The following is a 16,709-nucleotide window of genomic DNA, read 5'->3' as shown; positions in this document are numbered from 1 at the left end:
CGTCACCACCCCGACCCCGGCCTGACCCGGCCCACCCCCGGCCCGCCCCACACCACCCCGTCGGGTCGGACAATTCGCCCAATCCGGTGAACAGGTGACGGGATGTCGGGCAGGTGGGGGTATCAACGACGCGGGATACCCCCACCTGCCCGACATGAAGTCGATCACCGCGCCCGAGTCGGACAAACCGCCCACACGGTTGGTGGCGTGACGGGATGCCGGGCAGGTGGGGGTATCCCGGCGCGTTGATGCCGCCATGTCGCCGACACGGAGTCGATCACCAGGCCAACCAGCCGCGCAGGCGCAGGCGGCGCCGAGGCGGCCGGGCAGACCGCGCAGCGCCTGTCGTGCCGTGTCGGCCCGGCCAGGCGCTACCCTGACACCATGCAGGGCGTCGTCTCCCCCACCATGACCGGCGGGACCTTCCTGGCCCGTCCGGGCCGCCCTGCTGTCGTCACCGCCACCCTGACCGAGTTGACGGGTCCGACCCGGGGCGTCGTCGAGCTGCCCGTACGCCTGATGTGGAGCGCGGACCGCACCTTCGATCTCGCCGACCCGGACGACCTGCTCTGGATGTACGAGAACGTCCTGCGCGAGACCACCCGCGCGGCCGACCTGCGCCAGTTGGTCAACGGTCACCTGCTGCGCCAGGTCTGGTGCCTGCTCAACCTGCCCCGTGGCGTACGCGAGGCGTGGGAGCGACGCCACCTGGTCCTGCGCCACGGAGGCGGCGGGCCGGCGGTCCGGGCCGGCGACCGGGCCCTGCCGGCGGCGTGACCGGGGCCGCGCCGCCGGACGACTTCTATCGTGAGGTCGCCCGGGTGGCCCTGTCGGTCGCCGGGCGGCACCGGTTCGTGCTCGGTGGCGGCGTCGCCTGGGCCGCGCACGGGTTGTTCTCCCGCCCGACGGAGGACGTGGACCTCTTCGCCGACGTCGAGGGGGCCGCCGCCGCGGCGGCGGCCGGGGTGCGTACGGCGTTGGAGCGCGCCGGGTTCGAGGTGGGCGACGCCGACCCGGACAGCGAGCTCGCGGAGTTGTTCGCCGGGTTCGACCGGGACATGAAGGACTTCGTGGTGAGCCGGGGGCCGCGTCGGATCCGGTTGAGTCTGGGTCGGCTCGACCGCAACCGCAGCCCGGTGGTGATGGACCTCGGGCCGGTGATGGACGTCCGGGACCTGGTCGCCAACAAGACGGCGGCGCTGGTCAACCGGCGGGAGGTCCGGGACTTCATCGACGTGGCGGCGGTGCTCGACCACTATTCGGTCGCGGAGGTGCTCGACCTGGCCCGGCAGCTCGACCCCGCGCTGGAGCCGGAGGACGTGCGGGCCGCCGGCCACTACCTGGACCGCCTGCCGGATCGTCGCTTCGCCCGCTACGGGCTGGACGGGGCACAGGTCGCCCGGCTGCGGGCCCGGCTGGCGGACTGGCCCCGCTGACGCCCGCCGCGCGGGCCCGGCGGCGCGGCAGACCGGCGGCGCGGCGGACCGGGAGCCCGGCGCACCGGCGGCGCGCCGGGCCGCTGTGGCAGGAGTGACGGGGGCTCGTTATGGTGCGCAACGGCGCCCACGAGGCGCGTCCCTTCCCCTGGAAAGGCACCTCATGACCTTCTCCTCCGGCGCTTCGCGCCGCCAGGTGCTGGCCGTCGCGGCGGCCGCCGCGACCGCGCCCCTGATCGCCGCCGCCCCGGCCAGGGCGGCCGGGTCGACGGACCCGAAGCCGTCGAGGGGACCGAAGACCTGGGACCTGACCGTCCTGGGCACCTCGGACACCCACGGAAACGTCTACAACTGGGACTACTACCGGGACGCGGAGTACGACGACAGCAAGCACAACGACGTCGGCGTCGCGAAGCTGGCCACCCTGGTCAACCAGATCCGCGCCGAGCGCACGGGCAGGGCGACCCTGGTCCTCGACGCGGGCGACACGATCCAGGGCACCCCCCTGGCGACGTACTACGCCAAGCAGGAGCCGATCACCACCACCGGTGAGACGCACCCGATGGCGAACGCGATGAACATCCTGAAGTACGACGCGGTGACGCTGGGCAACCACGAGTTCAACTACGGCCTGCCGCTGCTGGCGAAGTGGATCGGCCAGCTCGGCTTCCCGGCGCTCGCCGCGAACGCGGTCAACGAGGCGACGGGCAAGCCGGCGTACCTGCCGTACGTGATCAAGGAGGTCCGGCTCGGCGGGCACGGCGCGCCGAAGCTGAAGGTCGGGATCCTCGGCCTCACCAACCCGGGCGTGGCGATCTGGGACAAGGGCAACGTCGAGGGCAGGCTGGTCTTCGCCGACATGGTGGAGACCGCCGCGAGGTGGGTGCCGGTGATGCGGGCGCGCGGCGCGGACCTCGTCATCGTCTCCGCGCACGGCGGCGACAGCGGCACCTCCAGCTACGGCCCGGAGCTGCCGAACGAGAACCCGTGCACGATGATCGCCGAGCAGGTCCCGGGCATCGACGCGATCCTCTTCGGCCACGCGCACAACGAGGTCGTCGAGAAGTTCGTGACGAACGCGCGCACGGGCGCGCAGGTGCTGCTCTCCGAGCCGTCCAAGTGGGGGCAGCGGCTGACCCGGATGGATTTCACGCTCACCCGCGAGCGGGGCTGCTGGAAGGTCGTGTCGAAGCACGCGACCATGCTGAACACCAACACGGTGGTCGAGGATCCGGCGGTGCTCGCGGCCGTGCGCGGCCAGCACACCAAAACCGTCTCGTACGTCAACACGGTGGTCGCCCGGTCGACGGTGGAGCTGTCGGCCGCCGAGTCGCGGTACAAGGACACCCCGATCCTGGACTTCATCAACCACGTGCAGACCGAGGTGGTCACGGCGGCGCTGGCCGGCACGGAGCACGCGGCCCTGCCGGTGCTGTCGATCGCGGCGCCGTTCAGCCGCACGGCGGTCTTCCCGGCCGGTGACGTGCGCATCCGCGACGTGGCCGGGCTGTACGTCTACGACAACACTTTGGAGGCCGTGGTCCTCACCGGCGCGGAGGTCCGCGCCTACCTGGAGTACTCGGCGAAGTACTTCACGACCCTCGCGGTGGGTGCGCCGGTGGACCCGGCGACGATCAGCGACCCGGCCGTGCCGGACTACAACTACGACGTCTTCTCCGGCCTCGACTACGACATCGACGTCAGCCGGCCGGTCGGCCAGCGGATCACCCGCCTGGTCCTGCCCGGCACCGGCGCCCCGGTCGCCGACGACGCCCGGTTCGTGGTCGCGGTGAACAACTACCGGCGCAGCGGCGGCGGCAACTTCCCGGGCATCGTGAAGCCGCAGGTCTACAACGCGCAGCAGGAGATCCGGCAGTTGCTCATCGACTGGGCGCAGGAGCGGGGCACCATCGACCCGGCCGACTTCTTCGTGCCGAACTGGCGGCTGGTGCGGGCGGGCGTCCCGGTGGAGTTCCCGAACGCCTGAGCCCGGCCCGGGTCGGGGGCCCCGTCCTGAGGGGACGGGGCCGCCCGCTCAGCCGCCGTGGCCGAGGCGCAGGACCCACTGGTCGGCGTTGGTCGCCGGGTCGGGCCGGTCCCGGCGGGGGTCGGTCTCGGTCGCCGCGGTGCGCTCCTCGGGGCGTACCGCGGGCGGCAGCTCGCCGAAGCGGACGTGCCGCAGGAACGCCAACTCCTCGTCGGTGAACGGGGGTTCGGACTCGCTCATGGCTCGGCCCTCCTCCGACCCAGGATGCCTCATCGCGGCCCCACCGGGCGAACCTGCGGGAGCCGGTCCAGCAGCGCCAGCGCCGCCCGCACCGGGGCGCGGGTCAGCGTCTCGTCGAAGCTCGCCCGGCCCAGGCAGAACCGGACGAACATCCGCCACCCGGCGGGGGTGGCCAGCAGGGCGTGGAAGACGTCCGGCCGACGGGAGAACACCTCCAGCAGCCGGTGCCCGGCGCGCATCGACGGCGTCAGGTGGCGGTCCACGGCCCGCTGGTAGCCGTCCAGGTCGCCGTCGACGACGGCGGCCCCGGCGAGCGCGCCGGAGCGCAGCGCGTAGCTGATGCCCTCCCGGCTCCACGGCTCCAGCAGGCCGGCCGCGTCGCCGGCCACCAGCACCCGGCCGTGGCGCAGCGGCGAGTCGTCGGCCCGGCACCGGGTCAGGTGCCCGGAGTCGTGCTGCGGGTGCACCCCGGACAGGCCGAGGCGGTCGACGAAGTCGCGCAGGTAGGCCCGGGTCCGCTCCCCCGCGCCCCGGGCGGCGATGACCCCGACGGTCAACGTGTCGCCCTTGGGGAACACCCACGCGTAGGAGCCGGGGATCGCCCCCCAGTCCAGCAGCAGCCGGCCGCGCCAGCGACGCCGTTCCGGCTCGGACACCGGCAGTTCCAGTTCGAGGCCGAGGTCGACCTGCCGGTACCGCACGCCGACGTGCCGGGCGGTCACCCCGGAGGAGCCGTCGGCGCCGATCACGGTGCGGGCGTGCACGACGTCGCCGTCGGCGAGCCGCAGGCGTACCCCGTCGGGGTCCTGCTCCACGGCGCGGACCGCGACCCGCTCGCGCAGCTGCGCCCCGGCGGAGACGGCGGCGGCCCGCAGCCGGTCGTCGAACTCGTCGCGGCGCACCATCGCGATCAGCGGCCCGGCGGCGTGCCGGCGGGTGAACTCGCGCCGCCCGTCGCGGGTGAACGTCACCCGGTCCACCCGGTCGTGCGCGGGCACGTCGATCCGGCCGGCGACGGCCGCGAGGGAGGTGCCGATCAGCCCGCCGCCGCAGGTCTTGTACCGAGGGTGCGCGGCGCGCTCGACGACCAGGGTGCGCAGCCCGGCGGTGGCCGCGACGTGGGCGGCGGAGAGCCCGGCGGGGCCGCCGCCGACGACGACAAGGTCCCAGTTGATCACCGTTGCAGCCTAGGGCACGGTCGGTCGGAAGGCCGGGTGGCGCATCCGGTACGCCGCGCGCCGAATCCGGTGTGCGGGCGGGCATCAACGGCGGGCCGGCGGGTAACCGCGCAGCGCAGCCCCGCCCGCCGCGCGGGCGGTGACCGAGGAGGAAGCCATGCAGCAGGTGCGTCTGTCGGACGTCGAGGAACGGGTGTACGAGGCGGTGGCGGCGCTGGAGATCCGCGGGCAGGTGCCCTACCCGGACCTGATCGCGCAGGAGTCCGGGCTGACCGAGGAGGAGGTGCACGCTCCCCTGCGGCTGCTGACGGAGAAGAACCTGCTGCACCGGGAGGACTCCCCGATGGCCGGGCTGGACTTCGGCCCGCGCTGGTGCGCCCGTCAGATGGCGTGAGCCCGCCGGGGGGCCGGGCCGACGAGCGACGTCGGTGGCAGGCGCTGGGGGTCGGCCTGGTCGCCGCCTTCATGACGCTGCTCGACGTGAGCATCGTCAACGTGGCGGTCCCGTCGATCGACCGGGCGCTCGGCGCGACGCCGAGCGACCTGCAGTGGGTGCTGTCCGGCTACGCCCTCACGTTCGGGCTGGTGCTGGTGCCGGCCGGGCGGTTCGGCGACGCCCGGGGCCGACGCACCGCGTTCGTCGTCGGGATCGCCCTGTTCACGCTGACCAGCGCCCTGGCCGGGCTGGCCCAGTCCCCCGGCTGGCTGGTCGCCGCCCGGCTGCTGCAGGGGGTGGCCGCCGGGATCGTCAACCCGCAGGTCACCGGCCTGATCCAGCAGCTGTTCCGGGGCCCCGAGCGCGGCCGGCCGTTCGGGCTGCTCGGCGCGACCATCGGCATCTCCACCGCGATCGGACCGCTGCTCGGTGGGCTGCTGATCCAGGCCGGCGGCGAGCAGGACGGCTGGCGGTGGGTCTTCTTCGTCAACGTACCGGTGGGGATCGTCGCGATCGTGCTCGGCTGGCGGCTGCTGCCGGCGCAGCCGGCGGGGGCCGCCCAGGGGCGGCGACTCGACCCGGTCGGGGTGCTGCTGCTCGGCGTCGGTGTCGTGCTCGTGCTGCTGCCGCTGGTGCAGCGCGAGCAGTGGCACAGCCCGTGGAAGTGGCTCCTGGTTCCCGCCGGGCTCGCGGTGCTGGCCGCCTTCGGGCTCTGGGAACGCCGGTACGCCCGACGCGGCGCTCCGCTGTTCGACCTGCGGCTGTTCGGCTTCCGCTCGTACGCCCTGGGCTCGCTGATCGCGCTGCTCTACTTCGGCGGGTTCACCGCGATCTTCTTCGTGCTCACGCTCTACCTGCAGAACGGCCTCGGCTACCGCCCCCTCGTCGCGGGCCTGGCGATCACGCCGTTCGCTCTCGGCTCGGCCGCCGCGTCGGCCCTCGGCGGTCGGATCGTCAACCGGTACGGCCGCCCGCTCGTCGCCACCGGCCTGCTGGTCGTGCTGCTCGGCCTGGGCGCGGTGGTGTTCGTGCTGCGCGGTGACCCGCGCGGGTCGGTGCCGCTGCTGATGGCCGTGCCGCTGCTGGTCGCGGGGCTGGGCAGCGGCCTGGTCATCACGCCCAACCAGACCCTCACCCTGGCCCAGGTGCCGGTGCCGCAGGCGGGCAGCGCCGCCGGCATGCTCCAGACGGGCCAGCGGATCGGCTCGGCGGCCGGCATCGCCGCCGTCGGCTCGGTGCTGTTCTCGGCGCTGGCCGGCAGCGGCGGGGACTGGTCGCCGGCGGTGCGGCACGCGCTGCTGCTGGCCATGGGGATCATCTCGCTCGGCCTGTTCGCCGCCCTGTTCGACCGCTGGCACGCCCGGGGCGAGGGCGGGCGCACGGGGTGACGGCAGCGGCGGTGCCCGCCCGGGATCTCCCGGACGGGCACCGCCGTCCTCACTGCTCGGGCACTGCCCGGCTCAGCGTGGGTCAGCGCGTCGACCCGCCGAAGCGTGCCCGGCGACGCCAGGCCAGGCCGGCGAGCATCAGCACCACACCGACCCCGACGAGGCCGCCGCCGACCGCGAGCGGGGTGCCCAGGTTGTCACCCGTCACGGGCAGCTTTCCGCCGTGCGGCGGCCAGGGCTTGTGCGTCGGGTGGTACGTCGGCGACGGCGACGGCTGGGGCCGCGCAAGCACGGTCAGCGTGGCGCTCGCCGTCCGGCCCGTGGTCTGGCCGACCGCGGTGAACAGGTACTGCCCGGGCGTGTCCGGCGTGTAGGTGGTGGTGAAGTTCCCCGCCCCGTCGGTCACGACCGTGAAGTGGGTCGGTGCCGCCGCCCGGTAGGCCACCGGCGCCATCGCGACGGTGCTGCCGTCGCTGCGACGCACCGTGGACTGGCCGGGCAGGCCGGCGGCCAGCGGCGTGATCGTGACGGTGATGTCGACGACCTCGTTCGGCCCGAACCCGAAACCGCTGAGGGTGACCGTGTCGCCGACGTAGACCGTCGACGGGTTCACCGTCAGCACCGGGGGCTGCGGCGGATACGGTGTCGGCTGTGGTGAGCCGGTCGGCGACGGTGTCGGCTGCGGCTGCGCCGCCCCCGCCGCGGTCGGCGCGGCCACGACGGCAAGGCCGATCGTGAGCGCCATGATGATGCGGGATAGCCGCATGATGGGTTCCCTCCTACTAATCGCAGTGTGGTGCGGGATCTATGTGGGTGGTCCATGGGGTGGCGGTCGGTGTGAGCCAGAGGTCGGCGTCGCCGGTGGCGCTGCCGGTCCTGCCGGTCAGCACGTCGACCTCGAGGGCCCGGGTGGCGCCGGGGCGCACCTCGACGTTGGCGACGACGACCTGCCGGCGGCGCTCGGTGCCGCTGCCGACGGGCACTTCCGTGCCGTCGAGCCGGGTGCGCAGCACCGCGCCGCCGGCCGGGCTGTGGACGGAGACCAGGGTGCGGGCGGTGTACGGGTCGCCGGCGAGGCCGAGGCCGAGCACGGACGTCGACAGCCCGCGCTTCGGCGCGGTCGAGTGCAGCGTGAATCGCAGCCGCAGTTCGCGGCGGCCGTCGGGGCGGCACCCCCCGACGGTCAGCGTCGCGGCCGGGCGCAGGTAGTAGCCGAGCTTCGCGCCGCTGCCGTCGTTGAGGAAGACGCCGACGGTGGGCACGTCCTCCTTCTCCGGCAGCGAGCCGGCGAGCCGGTTGCCCTCGATGACCCGCTGTTCCTCGGGGTGGGCGCTCCAGAACAGCACGCGCCGTTCGGTGATGGCCCGGTCCAGCACGGACAGGTACGCCCGGGGGTCCACCTCGCGGGTGAAGAAGGTGTCGAAGGCGGCCGTCGCCGAGGCGGCGAAGAACTCGTCCTGCTCCACCGCGTCCATCCGTTGGTAGGCGTCGGAGAGCAGCGTCCGCACCGCCTTGTCGCCGACCAGGGTGGTGTGGCCCGGCACCGGGACGGGGCCGGTGACCTTGAGCAGGTAGGACAGCACCACCGGGTCGACCGCGAGGACGCCGTCGACGGTGTCGCCGGTGCGTTCGCGGTACATCTGGCGGAACAGGGCGGCGGCGGTCGGGAAGTGCGGGGTCAGGTTGACGTCCGCCGGGTACATGCCCGGCAGGTCGGTGTAGAGGTTGCGGATCTCCGGCTTCAGCTTCAGGGGCGGGTCGAACAGGCCAAGCTGGGCGCTGGTGCCCTGGGTGCCCATCCGGAGTTGGCCGTCCTTGGCCTCGATCACGGCGTACGCGCCGAACATCCCGCCGGTGGCGCGCAGCTCCGCCGGGTTCTGGGACACCATCAGGTAGCTGCGGGGGCCGGCCGCGCCGAGCAGGGGCGGCAGCAGCCGGGCGGCGCCGTCGGCCGCCCGGGTGAGGGTGGCCAACTGGTCGAGCTGTTCACGCAGCTCGGCCACGGCGTCGCGTACCGGCGCGACCAGGGCGTCGGTGGGTACGGCGGCGAGGCGGGCGTGGGTGCGCTGGACCACCTGGTCGGTGGCGGTGAGTTCCGCCGCGACCGCCTTGAGCCGGGGCACGTCCAGCCGCCCCTTGCCGGGCAGCAGGGTCGACAGGTCGGTGCGCAGCAGGGTGGGAAAGGCCTCCCGGGCGAGGTCGTCGATGGCCACCGCGATCTGACGCACCGCCGTCAGGTCGTCCCCGGCGAACGGGGTGTGCTGCCCCGCCCGCCAGCCCAGGTCGTCGGTGGCGTCACGCGCCGCGCCGGCCTGCACCTGCAGGGCCGACAGGGTGCGTTGGGCCCGCTCGGTGTCGGCGCCCACCACCTCGGAGCTGAGCTGCTGGGCCAGGGCGGCGGCGTTGAGCAGGTGGGTGCGGGCCTGCCAGCCCCGGAAGCCCACCCAGCCGGCGCTCAGCAGCGCCAGCGAACCGACGACCAGGCCGGCGAGGAGGGCACGACGGGCGCGGGCCCTGGCTCGCCGCCGGGACCGTCGCCCTCGGCGGCGAGGCTGCTCGGTTTCACTCAACGCCCACTCCACTCAGAAAACGGACAGAAATGACGATTCATCATTTTCTAGCACGCGCTTCGCCCACTTCGCGCCGTTATGGTGGATTTAGGCCGGGGGTTCCGGCCGGCGCGTCCGCGCGGCGGCCCCGCGGCTGCGCCGCGCGTCGACCGCGTCGTGGAGCAGCCGCTCGACGGCGTCCACCCCGCCGTGCAGCGACATGTCCCGCAGGTACGCCTCCCGGCCGCGGCGGCCCATCTCCAGCCGGGCCGCCGACGGGATGGTGGCGGCCAGCCAGAAGCGGTCGGCCAGCGTGGCCCAGTCCTCCGGCGGGCAGGACAGCCCGGCCCGGGCGCGCTCCACGATCTCGACAGTGTCGCCGCCCGCCGACGCCACCACCGGCGCCGCGCAGCCGAACGCGGCCTGCAGCTTGCCGGGAATCGTCCCGCGCAGCTCCGGCAGGTCGCGCAGCATCACCAGCTGGTAGTCGGCGGCGGCGTACAGGTCGGCCATCTCCAGCGGCGAGCGCCGTGCAACGAACCGGACGTTGTCGGTGCCCAGCTCCGCCGCGAGCCGCCGGACCCGCTCCTCGCCCGGGCCCGAGCCGACCAGGACCAGGTCCATCGTGCCGCGCAGCGGCGCGGCGGCGCGCACGGCCGTCTCCAGCCCGTGCCGGGCGCCGATGGTGCCGGCGTGCATCACCACGCAACGCCCGTCGCCCCGGACGAGGCGGCGGGCCTCCCGGGTCGGCTCGGCCGGATGGAACAGCCGCTCGTCGGTCCAGTTGAGCACCAGCCGCACCCGCCCCGGATCGGCGCCGCCGGCGACCACCAGGTCGCGCATGCCGGGCGCGGCGACCGCGACCAGGTCCGCCGAGCGGTAGAGCCACCGGGTGGCGGCGGCCACCCGGGCGGCCCACGGCGTCGGCGTCGCGCCCTGTGCCTCCAACTCCGGGTGTACGTCCTGCACGTGCAGCACCGTCGGCACCGTGCCCAGCAGCCGCAGCAGGCCGGCCGCCGCGAAGGTCGCGGCAGGGAGCTGGTGGACGTAGAGCACGTCGACGCCGGCCAGGTGACCCCGCCCGATCGTGCCGGCGCTCGCGGCGAAGGAGAGCCATCCCGCCACGCGGGCACGCACGGAGGCGTCCCCGGCCGACCAGCGCGGCACCCGCCGCACCGTGAGCCGCTCGCTGCGGGTCTCGTACCGCCACCGCTGCCGCCAGCCCGGATAGACCTGACCGCCGGGATAGTCCGGGAAGCCGGTCAGCACGCGGACCTCGTGGCCGCGCGCGGCCAACTGCTCGGCCAGGCTGCCGGGGACGAACGCCGGCTCCGGCGGAAAGTGGTAGGACAGGATGCCGATCCTCACCGGGTCCTCCCGGCCCGACGATGACCCACCGGCGCGGCGTGGACACGGAACGTGCCGGCGGGCGCATACGATTCCACGGGTCCCACCGCGACCAGAACGCCGGGAGAACCACCGATGGCCGACCGCATCCTGTTCGTCTGCCACGCCAACCTGTGCCGCTCGCCCATGGCCGAATACCTGGCCGGGCAGCTCATGGCGAAGCTGCCGGTCGAGGTGGCCAGCGCCGGCACCGACGCCGTGGACGGGCGGCCCATGCACCCGTACGCGGCCGAGGTGGCCGCCGAGACGGGGCGTGACCCGGCCGAGTTCCGCAGTCGGGCGCTGACCACCGCCCACCTGTCCGACGCCGCGCTGGTGCTGACCTCCACCCGACGCCAACGCTCGGCCTGCGTCTCCCTGCTCCCCGCCGCCCTGCACCGCACCTTCACCCTGCGCCAGTTCGGCCGGCTCGCCGGGGCAGCCGGGACGCCGGACGGCGCGGACGTCGGTGCGCTGCGGGCGGCGGTGCGGGCCGCGGCCCTGGCCCGGGGGCTGCTGCAACCGGCGGCCCCGGCCGAGGACGACCTGCTCGACCCGATCGGCGGCAGGCCAGCCGACTTCCGGCGCTGCGCGCAGGAGATCGAGCGATCGCTGGCACCGGTTGCGGCACTCATCGAGGCAGCCGGGTGAGTTCCTGCGTCGGGTCGGGGATCGTCTGCTCGGGGCCGGGGAACCCGCCGCCGCGGGCGGCCGGCGCGGTGTCCATGTGGCTCGGCGGGGCGGCGGCCGGCCCGGCCGGCACCTCCACCCGGTAGTTCTCGTACTGGTAGGTCTCGGCGCGGCCGAGCTTGGCCATGTTCAGCACGCAGCCCAGCAGCCGCACGGAGACCGCCTGGAGCGCCTGCGCGGCGGCGCCGACCTGACCACGGTCGGTGCGGCCGTAACGGCTGACCATCAGGGCCCCGTCGGCCTGGACGGCGACGACCACGCCGTCGGTGACGGTACGCAGCGGAGCGGTGTCGATGACCACGATGTCCGCCGACTCCCGCAGCACCAGCAGCAGGTCCGCCATCGCCTTGGAGCCGAGCAGCTCGCTGGGGTTGGGCGGCACCGAGCCGGCGGGCAGCACGAGCAGGGACTTGTCGCCCCACCGCTGCACCACGTCGCCCACGTTGACGTCGCCGAGCAGGACGTCGGTCAGCCCGACGCCGGCCTCCATGCCCAGGTACTCGGCCACCTTCGGCCGGCGCAGGTCCGCGTCGACCAGGGCGACCCGCCAGCCGGCCTCGGCGAGGGCGATGGCGAGGTTGCAGGAGAGGGTGGTCTTCCCCTCCCCCTGCAACGCGCTGGTCACCGCGATCACCCGGGCGGGCTCGTGCACGTCGACGAAGCGCAGGTTCGTGCGCAGCTTGCGTACCGCCTCGGCCCGGGGGGTGGTGGCCGCGTCCCCGACGATCAGCGGGGCGGTGCGGGCGGCGGCGTCGAACGGGATCTCACCGAGCAGCGGGCTGCCGGTGGCGCGCTGGAGGGTGACCGAGTCCCGCAGCCGGGTGTCCAACCGGGTCCGCAACAGGGCCAGGCCGATGCCGGCGAGCAGGCCGCCGAGCGCGCCGAGGGCCAGGTTGCGGGCCGGGTTGGGCGACACCGGGCTGGAGCCGACCCGGGGGCCGCTGATCACCTCGACCTTGACCGGCGGGGTCCGCCCCTCACCGGCGGACTCCACCTCCTTGACCAGCTCGATGAACTGGGCGGTGATCGCCTCCGTCAGCCGCAGCGCGCGGGTGGCGTCGGTGTCGGTGACGGTGCCACGCAGCAGGACGGTGTCGGGGATGGCAGCGGCGCTGACCCGCGCCTGCACTTCCTCGGCGGTCAGCCCGAGCGCGGTCTTGCCCACGACCTTCTGCGCCAGCCGGTCGCTCTGCAGCAGGTCGGCGTACGACTTGACGCGCTGCTGCATGAAGACGTTGCCCTGGTAGGCGTCGGTGACGCCCTGGTTGGGGGTGGTGACGAAGAAGCTCACCGAGGCCGCGTAGCGGGGCGGGGTCCGGACCGTGACCAGCGCGGCCACCGCGAGGCCCACCATGACGGAGAGCAGGACCACCCACCAGCTGCGCCGGACGGTCCGGAGGAAATCACGAACGTCCATCAGCCGCGAAGCCCCCGTCCGGTCCGTGCGGTCGACATGTCAAGCACCAAAGCTCCCTCAGCAATCACGGGGCGATCCTGTTGCAGTCGGTCGACCCCACCAGCGCATCCGGTCGAACCGACTGTAGAGGATCCAAACTCCCAAAGACGGCAATAAGGATGAAATCGGCACTCGCCCAGTTATCGCGGACTTCTCCGTACGCTGGACCAACTCGATTCGGACGGCCGGGGTGACGCGGGGGACGGCCCGGCGGACGAGGGCGCACGGACTGGCCTCCGGACGGACGGCCGGGGGCCACCGGTGCGCCCGGCGGCCCCCGGCTGATGTCTTAGCGGCGACGCTCGGCCGGCTCGTCCTCCTCGGCCTGGTCCGTCTCCTCGGTCACCGCGTCGCTGAACGGCTCGGTGAGGTCGTCGCCGGGCACCGCGACCTCCTCGGCCAGGGCCTGCTCGTCGGGTCGGCCGCCGGCCGGCGGCTCGGGGGCGGTGGCGCCGCCGGCGAAACCGTACTCGTTGGGCTCGTCGTGCCGACTCATGCCTTTTACCTCCATATATCGCCAGAATCGCCTCTTGTCGCTCACCGTAAGGCGTGATCGTCCGCTCCGCAGCGCGCTCGGTGTTGTCCGGCGGCGGGCCGCCGCGCCCCGGCCGCCGGCGCGGTGAGCACGACCACCCGCCACAGTGCGGTGCGCAGCGCCACGACCGCGGCGGCCCCCGCCAGCTGCGTCCAACCCTGGTCGCCGGCGAGCCGAAGCAGCCCGGCCGCCGTCAACAGGTCCAGCAGCACGCGCAGCGCGCGCCGCCACGACCGGGTCGTCGCCAGGGTCACCAGGCCGGTGAGCAGCGCCGCGGCGGTCACGACCGACGGCAGCGGGGCGGTCACGACCGGTCCCCGGGCTCGGGGGCGGACGGGTCGGGAGTCGCCGGCTGCGCCGTGCCGGACGGGCCGGGTGCCGGCGACGACGACGGCCGCTCGGGATCGATCTGGCGCTGCTCCTGGGCGATCTCGCGGCGCAGGAAGAAGTTCAGCGCGGTCCGGATGGTGGCGATGGCCGCGAGCTTGCCGATCTGGTCGAAGGTCGGCGACACGGCGGTACGCAGGATGTCCGCGGCGAGCTGGAACTCCAGCCCGAGGGTGAGGAACCGGCCGAGGGTCAACCGGATGGGAGTGAAGACGGCGGCGCTGCGGTGCCGCAGCCCCTCGGCCACGAACCGCAGCGCCGCCCAGACCGCGCCGACGAAGATGACCGCCGCGCCGGCGACCTCCACGACGGCGACCGCCAGGTGGTCGCCGGTACGCAGGATGTCGTCCCAGCTCACCCGGGGCCGTTACCCGGCCCGCCGGTGGGTAGTCGCCGTCAGCCGGGCTCGGCTGACGGCCTCGAAGGTCAGAGCTCGGCGACGGCCTCGAAGATCAGCCACAGACCGCAGATGGCGAAGAGGATCGCCGCGCCGTAGCGGATGGTGCGCTCGGGCAGGTGCCGGCCGAGCAGCCGCCCGACCAGGATCGCCAGCGCGTCGGCGGCCACCATGCCGAGGGTCGAGCCGAGCCAGGTGCCGAACCAGCCGTACCTGGTGGCGAGGGTGATGGTGGCGAGCATCGTCTTGTCGCCCAGCTCGGCGAGGAAGAAGGCCACGCCGACCGCGACGACGGCGGACTTGCCACCGCGCTCGGCCTTGCGCTTCTCCTCCTCGGTGAGTTTGTCCCCGCGCAGCGTCCAGGCGCCGAACCCGAGGAACGCGAGGCCGGCGATCAGCGAGATCCAGCCGGTGGGCAGGGCGGCGCCCAGCCCGTAGCCGATGGCGACCGAGGCCAGGTGGACGACGGCGGTGGCGACCGTGATGCCGATGAGCACCGGGATCGGCTTGAACCGCGTGGCGAACGTCAGCGCCATCAGCTGGGACTTGTCGCCGAGTTCGGCGACGAAGATGACGCCGAAGCTGACCGCCAGCGCGACGAGGAAACCTTCCATGACACCCTTCCCGAGAACACCGGGCCGGGGGTGTGGGGCGCCCTCGACCCGGCTGTTGTAGACAGCCTGGGTCGAAGGTCTCGCCCGCCCCACCCGAGGGTGGGGCCGCGTGGCCGGATGCGGAACGCACCAGTGTGTCGACCACGACATTGGGGGCTACTCCCCTTCGCGCCACCACCCTACCCCACCAGGGGGCGCCGCCTGAGCACCGGGGCGGCGCGGACCGCTGCTCAGTCGGCGCGGGCCAGGGTCACGCCGAACAGCCCGTCGGCGTCGGTCCAGAACTCCCGGGCGGTGAAGCCGGCCGCGGCGAGTTCCGCGGCGATGCCCTCGGGGCGGAACTTCGCCGACACCTCGGTGCGCAGTTCCTCCCCGACGGCGAACTCCACGTCGAGGTCGAGCACCCGGGCCCGGACCGGACGCTCGGCGCGCAGCCGCATCTCGATCCACTCCCGCTCCGGATCCCAGAGGGCGACGTGCGCGAACGCCTCCGGGTCGAAGTCGGCGCCCAGCTCCCGGTTGACCACCCGCAGCACGTTGCGGTTGAACTCGGCGGTCACCCCGGCGGCGTCGTCGTATGCGGGTACGACGATCGACGGGTCCTTGACCAGGTCGGTGCCGATCAGCAGCCAGTCGCCGGGCTCCAGGGACGCGCGCATGGCGGCGAGGAAGCCGGCCCGCTCGGCGGGCAGCAGGTTGCCGATCGTGCCGCCGAGGAAGATCACCAACCGTCGGCCGCCGGTGGGCAGCCGGTCGAGGTGGCGGGTGAAGTCACCGACGATGCCGCGCACCCGCAGGCCGGGATAGTCGGTGGCGATCTGCTCGGTGGACTGCTTCAGGGCGCTGACCGAGACGTCCAGCGGCACGAAGGTGCCCAGCCCGCCGCGCCGGGTGAACGCGTCCAGCAGCAGCCGGGTCTTCTCCGACGAGCCGGAGCCCAGCTCGATCAGGGTCTTCGCCCCGGTCAGCTCGGCGATCTCGCCGGCCCGTTCGGCCAGCACGGACCGCTCGGCCCGGGTCGGGTAGTACTCCGGCAGGCGGGTGATCTCCTCGAACAGCTCGCTGCCCCGCGCGTCGTAGAACCACTTCGGCGGCAGCCACTTCGGCCACGCGGTCAGCCCCGTGCGGACGTCGTCGCGCAGGCTGCGACCCAGGTCCTGCTCCTCCAGGTAGATCTCCAGCGGTTCCGCGCTCATCGGGTGTCCCCTCCGTCGGTCGTGTCGTTTCCCACCTGTGCGGGCCGGTCGCCGCTCAGCCGGCGGGCAGGGCGGCCACGCGCGCCCCGGCCGCCGTGGCCACCACCAGCCGTCCGTCCGGCACCGCCTGCCAGCCGGGGTCGTCGTCGTGCGGTTCCGAGGCCAGCAGCACCGCGCCCGGGGTCTGCCGGACCGACAGCGCATGGCCCGCGGCGCTGGCCACGACGGTGCGCCCGTCGGTGAGCAGCAGGTTGAGCCGGGACCCGGGGGCCGCCGCCGCGACCTCGGCCACCGTGGCGGCGACCGCCCGCGCCGGGTCCTCGCCCGCCCGCAGCCGGTGCCGCACGAGGGCCCACAGCAGCGCCGAGTCGGTCGGCGCGTCGAGGGTGAGCAGGTCGCGTACGGGCAGCCGGCCGGCGAGCGCGGCCACCGCGTCGGGCCAGCCGCGCACCACCCCGTTGTGGCTGAACAGCCACGGCCCCTCGGCGAACGGGGCGGCGGCGGTGTCGAGCACCGGCATGCCGACCGTGGCGGAGCGGACGGCCGCCAGCACCGCGCCGCTGGTGGTCGCCGCCGCCAGCCCCGGCAGGGTCACGTCGCCCCAGATCGGCGTGCCCCGCCGGTAGCGCACCGGCTCGCCGCCGCCGGGCGGGTACCAGCCGACGCCGAAGCCGTCGGCGTTGACGGTCCCGCCGCCGCGCATGTCCCGGGGCGCCCAGGACTGCCGCACCAGGGAGTGCGGCGGGTCGTACAGCAGGGCGCGCAGGCTCACCGGCGGCCCGACGTACGCCAGGTGCCGGCACATCAGGCGGCCCCGGCGGCGACGTGGCCGGC

Annotated in this window: 18 protein-coding genes; 6 read left to right on the top strand and 12 right to left on the bottom strand. The window is 74.2% G+C overall.

Features of this window, described 5'->3' with window-relative positions; genetic code table 11:
• Positions 1–384 precede the first annotated feature (384 nt).
• From ACVMYR_RS26480 to ACVMYR_RS26470, 3 genes are all read left to right on the top strand, one after another.
• Positions 385–777 (top strand): hypothetical protein, encoded by a 393-nt coding sequence (locus ACVMYR_RS26480; RefSeq protein ID WP_077940146.1) that lies wholly within the window; start codon positions 385–387, stop codon positions 775–777.
• Positions 774–1,436 carry a nucleotidyl transferase AbiEii/AbiGii toxin family protein gene (locus ACVMYR_RS26475; RefSeq protein WP_457123033.1) on the top strand — a complete coding sequence of 221 codons (663 nt, stop codon included), beginning with the start codon at positions 774–776 and terminating at the stop codon, positions 1,434–1,436. Before ACVMYR_RS26480 ends, ACVMYR_RS26475 begins: the two co-directional genes overlap by 4 nt.
• A gap of 163 nt (positions 1,437–1,599) precedes the next feature.
• Positions 1,600–3,423: a bifunctional metallophosphatase/5'-nucleotidase gene (locus ACVMYR_RS26470; RefSeq protein ID WP_457123032.1), complete on the top strand. Its 1,824-nt coding sequence runs from the start codon at positions 1,600–1,602 to the stop codon at positions 3,421–3,423.
• A 48-nt stretch (positions 3,424–3,471) separates the two neighbouring features.
• On the opposite strand, the gene ACVMYR_RS26465 is transcribed toward ACVMYR_RS26470, so the two are convergent.
• Together ACVMYR_RS26465 and ACVMYR_RS26460 are read right to left on the bottom strand one after the other, a co-directional pair.
• The gene (locus tag ACVMYR_RS26465) at positions 3,472–3,663 is read right to left on the bottom strand and encodes a hypothetical protein (protein ID WP_457123031.1); all 192 of its coding nucleotides are present in this window, start codon (positions 3,661–3,663) and stop codon (positions 3,472–3,474) included.
• 29 nt (positions 3,664–3,692) lie between these two features.
• Entirely contained in the window at positions 3,693–4,841 is a 1,149-nt protein-coding gene (locus ACVMYR_RS26460) for a geranylgeranyl reductase family protein (protein ID WP_457123030.1), read from the bottom strand.
• Positions 4,842–4,998: 157 nt separating this feature from the next.
• Here ACVMYR_RS26460 and ACVMYR_RS26455 point away from each other — a divergent pair, with 157 nt between their 5' ends.
• Together ACVMYR_RS26455 and ACVMYR_RS26450 are read left to right on the top strand one after the other, a co-directional pair.
• Positions 4,999–5,235, top strand: a complete 237-nt coding sequence (locus tag ACVMYR_RS26455; protein WP_043969592.1) for a hypothetical protein — start codon at positions 4,999–5,001, stop codon at positions 5,233–5,235.
• Positions 5,211–6,665 (top strand): MFS transporter, encoded by a 1,455-nt coding sequence (locus tag ACVMYR_RS26450; protein ID WP_077940147.1) that lies wholly within the window; start codon positions 5,211–5,213, stop codon positions 6,663–6,665. Before ACVMYR_RS26455 ends, ACVMYR_RS26450 begins: the two co-directional genes overlap by 25 nt.
• Before the next feature lie 82 nt (positions 6,666–6,747).
• Here ACVMYR_RS26450 and ACVMYR_RS26445 read toward each other — a convergent pair whose 3' ends face one another.
• The 3 genes from ACVMYR_RS26445 to ACVMYR_RS26435 all read right to left on the bottom strand — a co-directional run bounded on the left by ACVMYR_RS26445 (position 6,748) and on the right by ACVMYR_RS26435 (position 10,582).
• Complete coding sequence (locus tag ACVMYR_RS26445) at positions 6,748–7,431, bottom strand: hypothetical protein (RefSeq protein ID WP_077940142.1); 684 nt, start codon at positions 7,429–7,431, stop codon at positions 6,748–6,750.
• Positions 7,432–7,447: 16 nt separating this feature from the next.
• Positions 7,448–9,235 (bottom strand): DUF4012 domain-containing protein, encoded by a 1,788-nt coding sequence (locus ACVMYR_RS26440; RefSeq protein ID WP_457123029.1) that lies wholly within the window; start codon positions 9,233–9,235, stop codon positions 7,448–7,450.
• An 87-nt stretch (positions 9,236–9,322) separates the two neighbouring features.
• Positions 9,323–10,582: a glycosyltransferase family 4 protein gene (locus ACVMYR_RS26435; RefSeq protein ID WP_091280410.1), complete on the bottom strand. Its 1,260-nt coding sequence runs from the start codon at positions 10,580–10,582 to the stop codon at positions 9,323–9,325.
• Between the two features lie 114 nt (positions 10,583–10,696).
• Between ACVMYR_RS26435 and ACVMYR_RS26430 the strand changes: the two genes are divergently transcribed.
• Positions 10,697–11,251: an arsenate reductase/protein-tyrosine-phosphatase family protein gene (locus ACVMYR_RS26430; protein ID WP_077940139.1), complete on the top strand. Its 555-nt coding sequence runs from the start codon at positions 10,697–10,699 to the stop codon at positions 11,249–11,251.
• Here the strand turns inward: ACVMYR_RS26430 and ACVMYR_RS26425 are convergent.
• From ACVMYR_RS26425 to egtC, 7 genes are all read right to left on the bottom strand, one after another.
• Entirely contained in the window at positions 11,232–12,707 is a 1,476-nt protein-coding gene (locus ACVMYR_RS26425) for a polysaccharide biosynthesis tyrosine autokinase (protein ID WP_077940138.1), read from the bottom strand. The genes ACVMYR_RS26430 and ACVMYR_RS26425 overlap by 20 nt on opposite strands.
• Before the next feature lie 328 nt (positions 12,708–13,035).
• The gene (locus ACVMYR_RS26420; RefSeq protein ID WP_077940137.1) at positions 13,036–13,242 is read right to left on the bottom strand and encodes a hypothetical protein; all 207 of its coding nucleotides are present in this window, start codon (positions 13,240–13,242) and stop codon (positions 13,036–13,038) included.
• 41 nt (positions 13,243–13,283) lie between these two features.
• Complete coding sequence (locus ACVMYR_RS26415) at positions 13,284–13,589, bottom strand: hypothetical protein (protein ID WP_091280427.1); 306 nt, start codon at positions 13,587–13,589, stop codon at positions 13,284–13,286.
• Positions 13,586–14,026 (bottom strand): DUF1622 domain-containing protein, encoded by a 441-nt coding sequence (locus ACVMYR_RS26410; RefSeq protein ID WP_077940136.1) that lies wholly within the window; start codon positions 14,024–14,026, stop codon positions 13,586–13,588. Before ACVMYR_RS26410 ends, ACVMYR_RS26415 begins: the two co-directional genes overlap by 4 nt.
• Before the next feature lie 68 nt (positions 14,027–14,094).
• Positions 14,095–14,679, bottom strand: coding sequence for a TMEM165/GDT1 family protein (locus ACVMYR_RS26405; protein ID WP_077940135.1), 585 nt, complete (start codon positions 14,677–14,679; stop codon positions 14,095–14,097).
• Positions 14,680–14,909: 230 nt separating this feature from the next.
• Complete coding sequence (gene egtD / locus ACVMYR_RS26400) at positions 14,910–15,875, bottom strand: L-histidine N(alpha)-methyltransferase (protein ID WP_077940134.1); 966 nt, start codon at positions 15,873–15,875, stop codon at positions 14,910–14,912.
• A 55-nt stretch (positions 15,876–15,930) separates the two neighbouring features.
• On the bottom strand, positions 15,931–16,680 hold the full coding sequence (egtC, locus tag ACVMYR_RS26395) for an ergothioneine biosynthesis protein EgtC (protein WP_077940133.1): 750 nt from the start codon (positions 16,678–16,680) through the stop codon (positions 15,931–15,933).
• Positions 16,681–16,709 lie beyond the last annotated feature (29 nt).

The sequence above is a fragment of the Micromonospora sp. PTRAS2 genome (genome assembly GCF_054052245.1).
The sequence above is the reverse complement of the archived record's forward strand: the minus strand, read 5'-3'. Positions and strand labels throughout refer to the sequence as shown.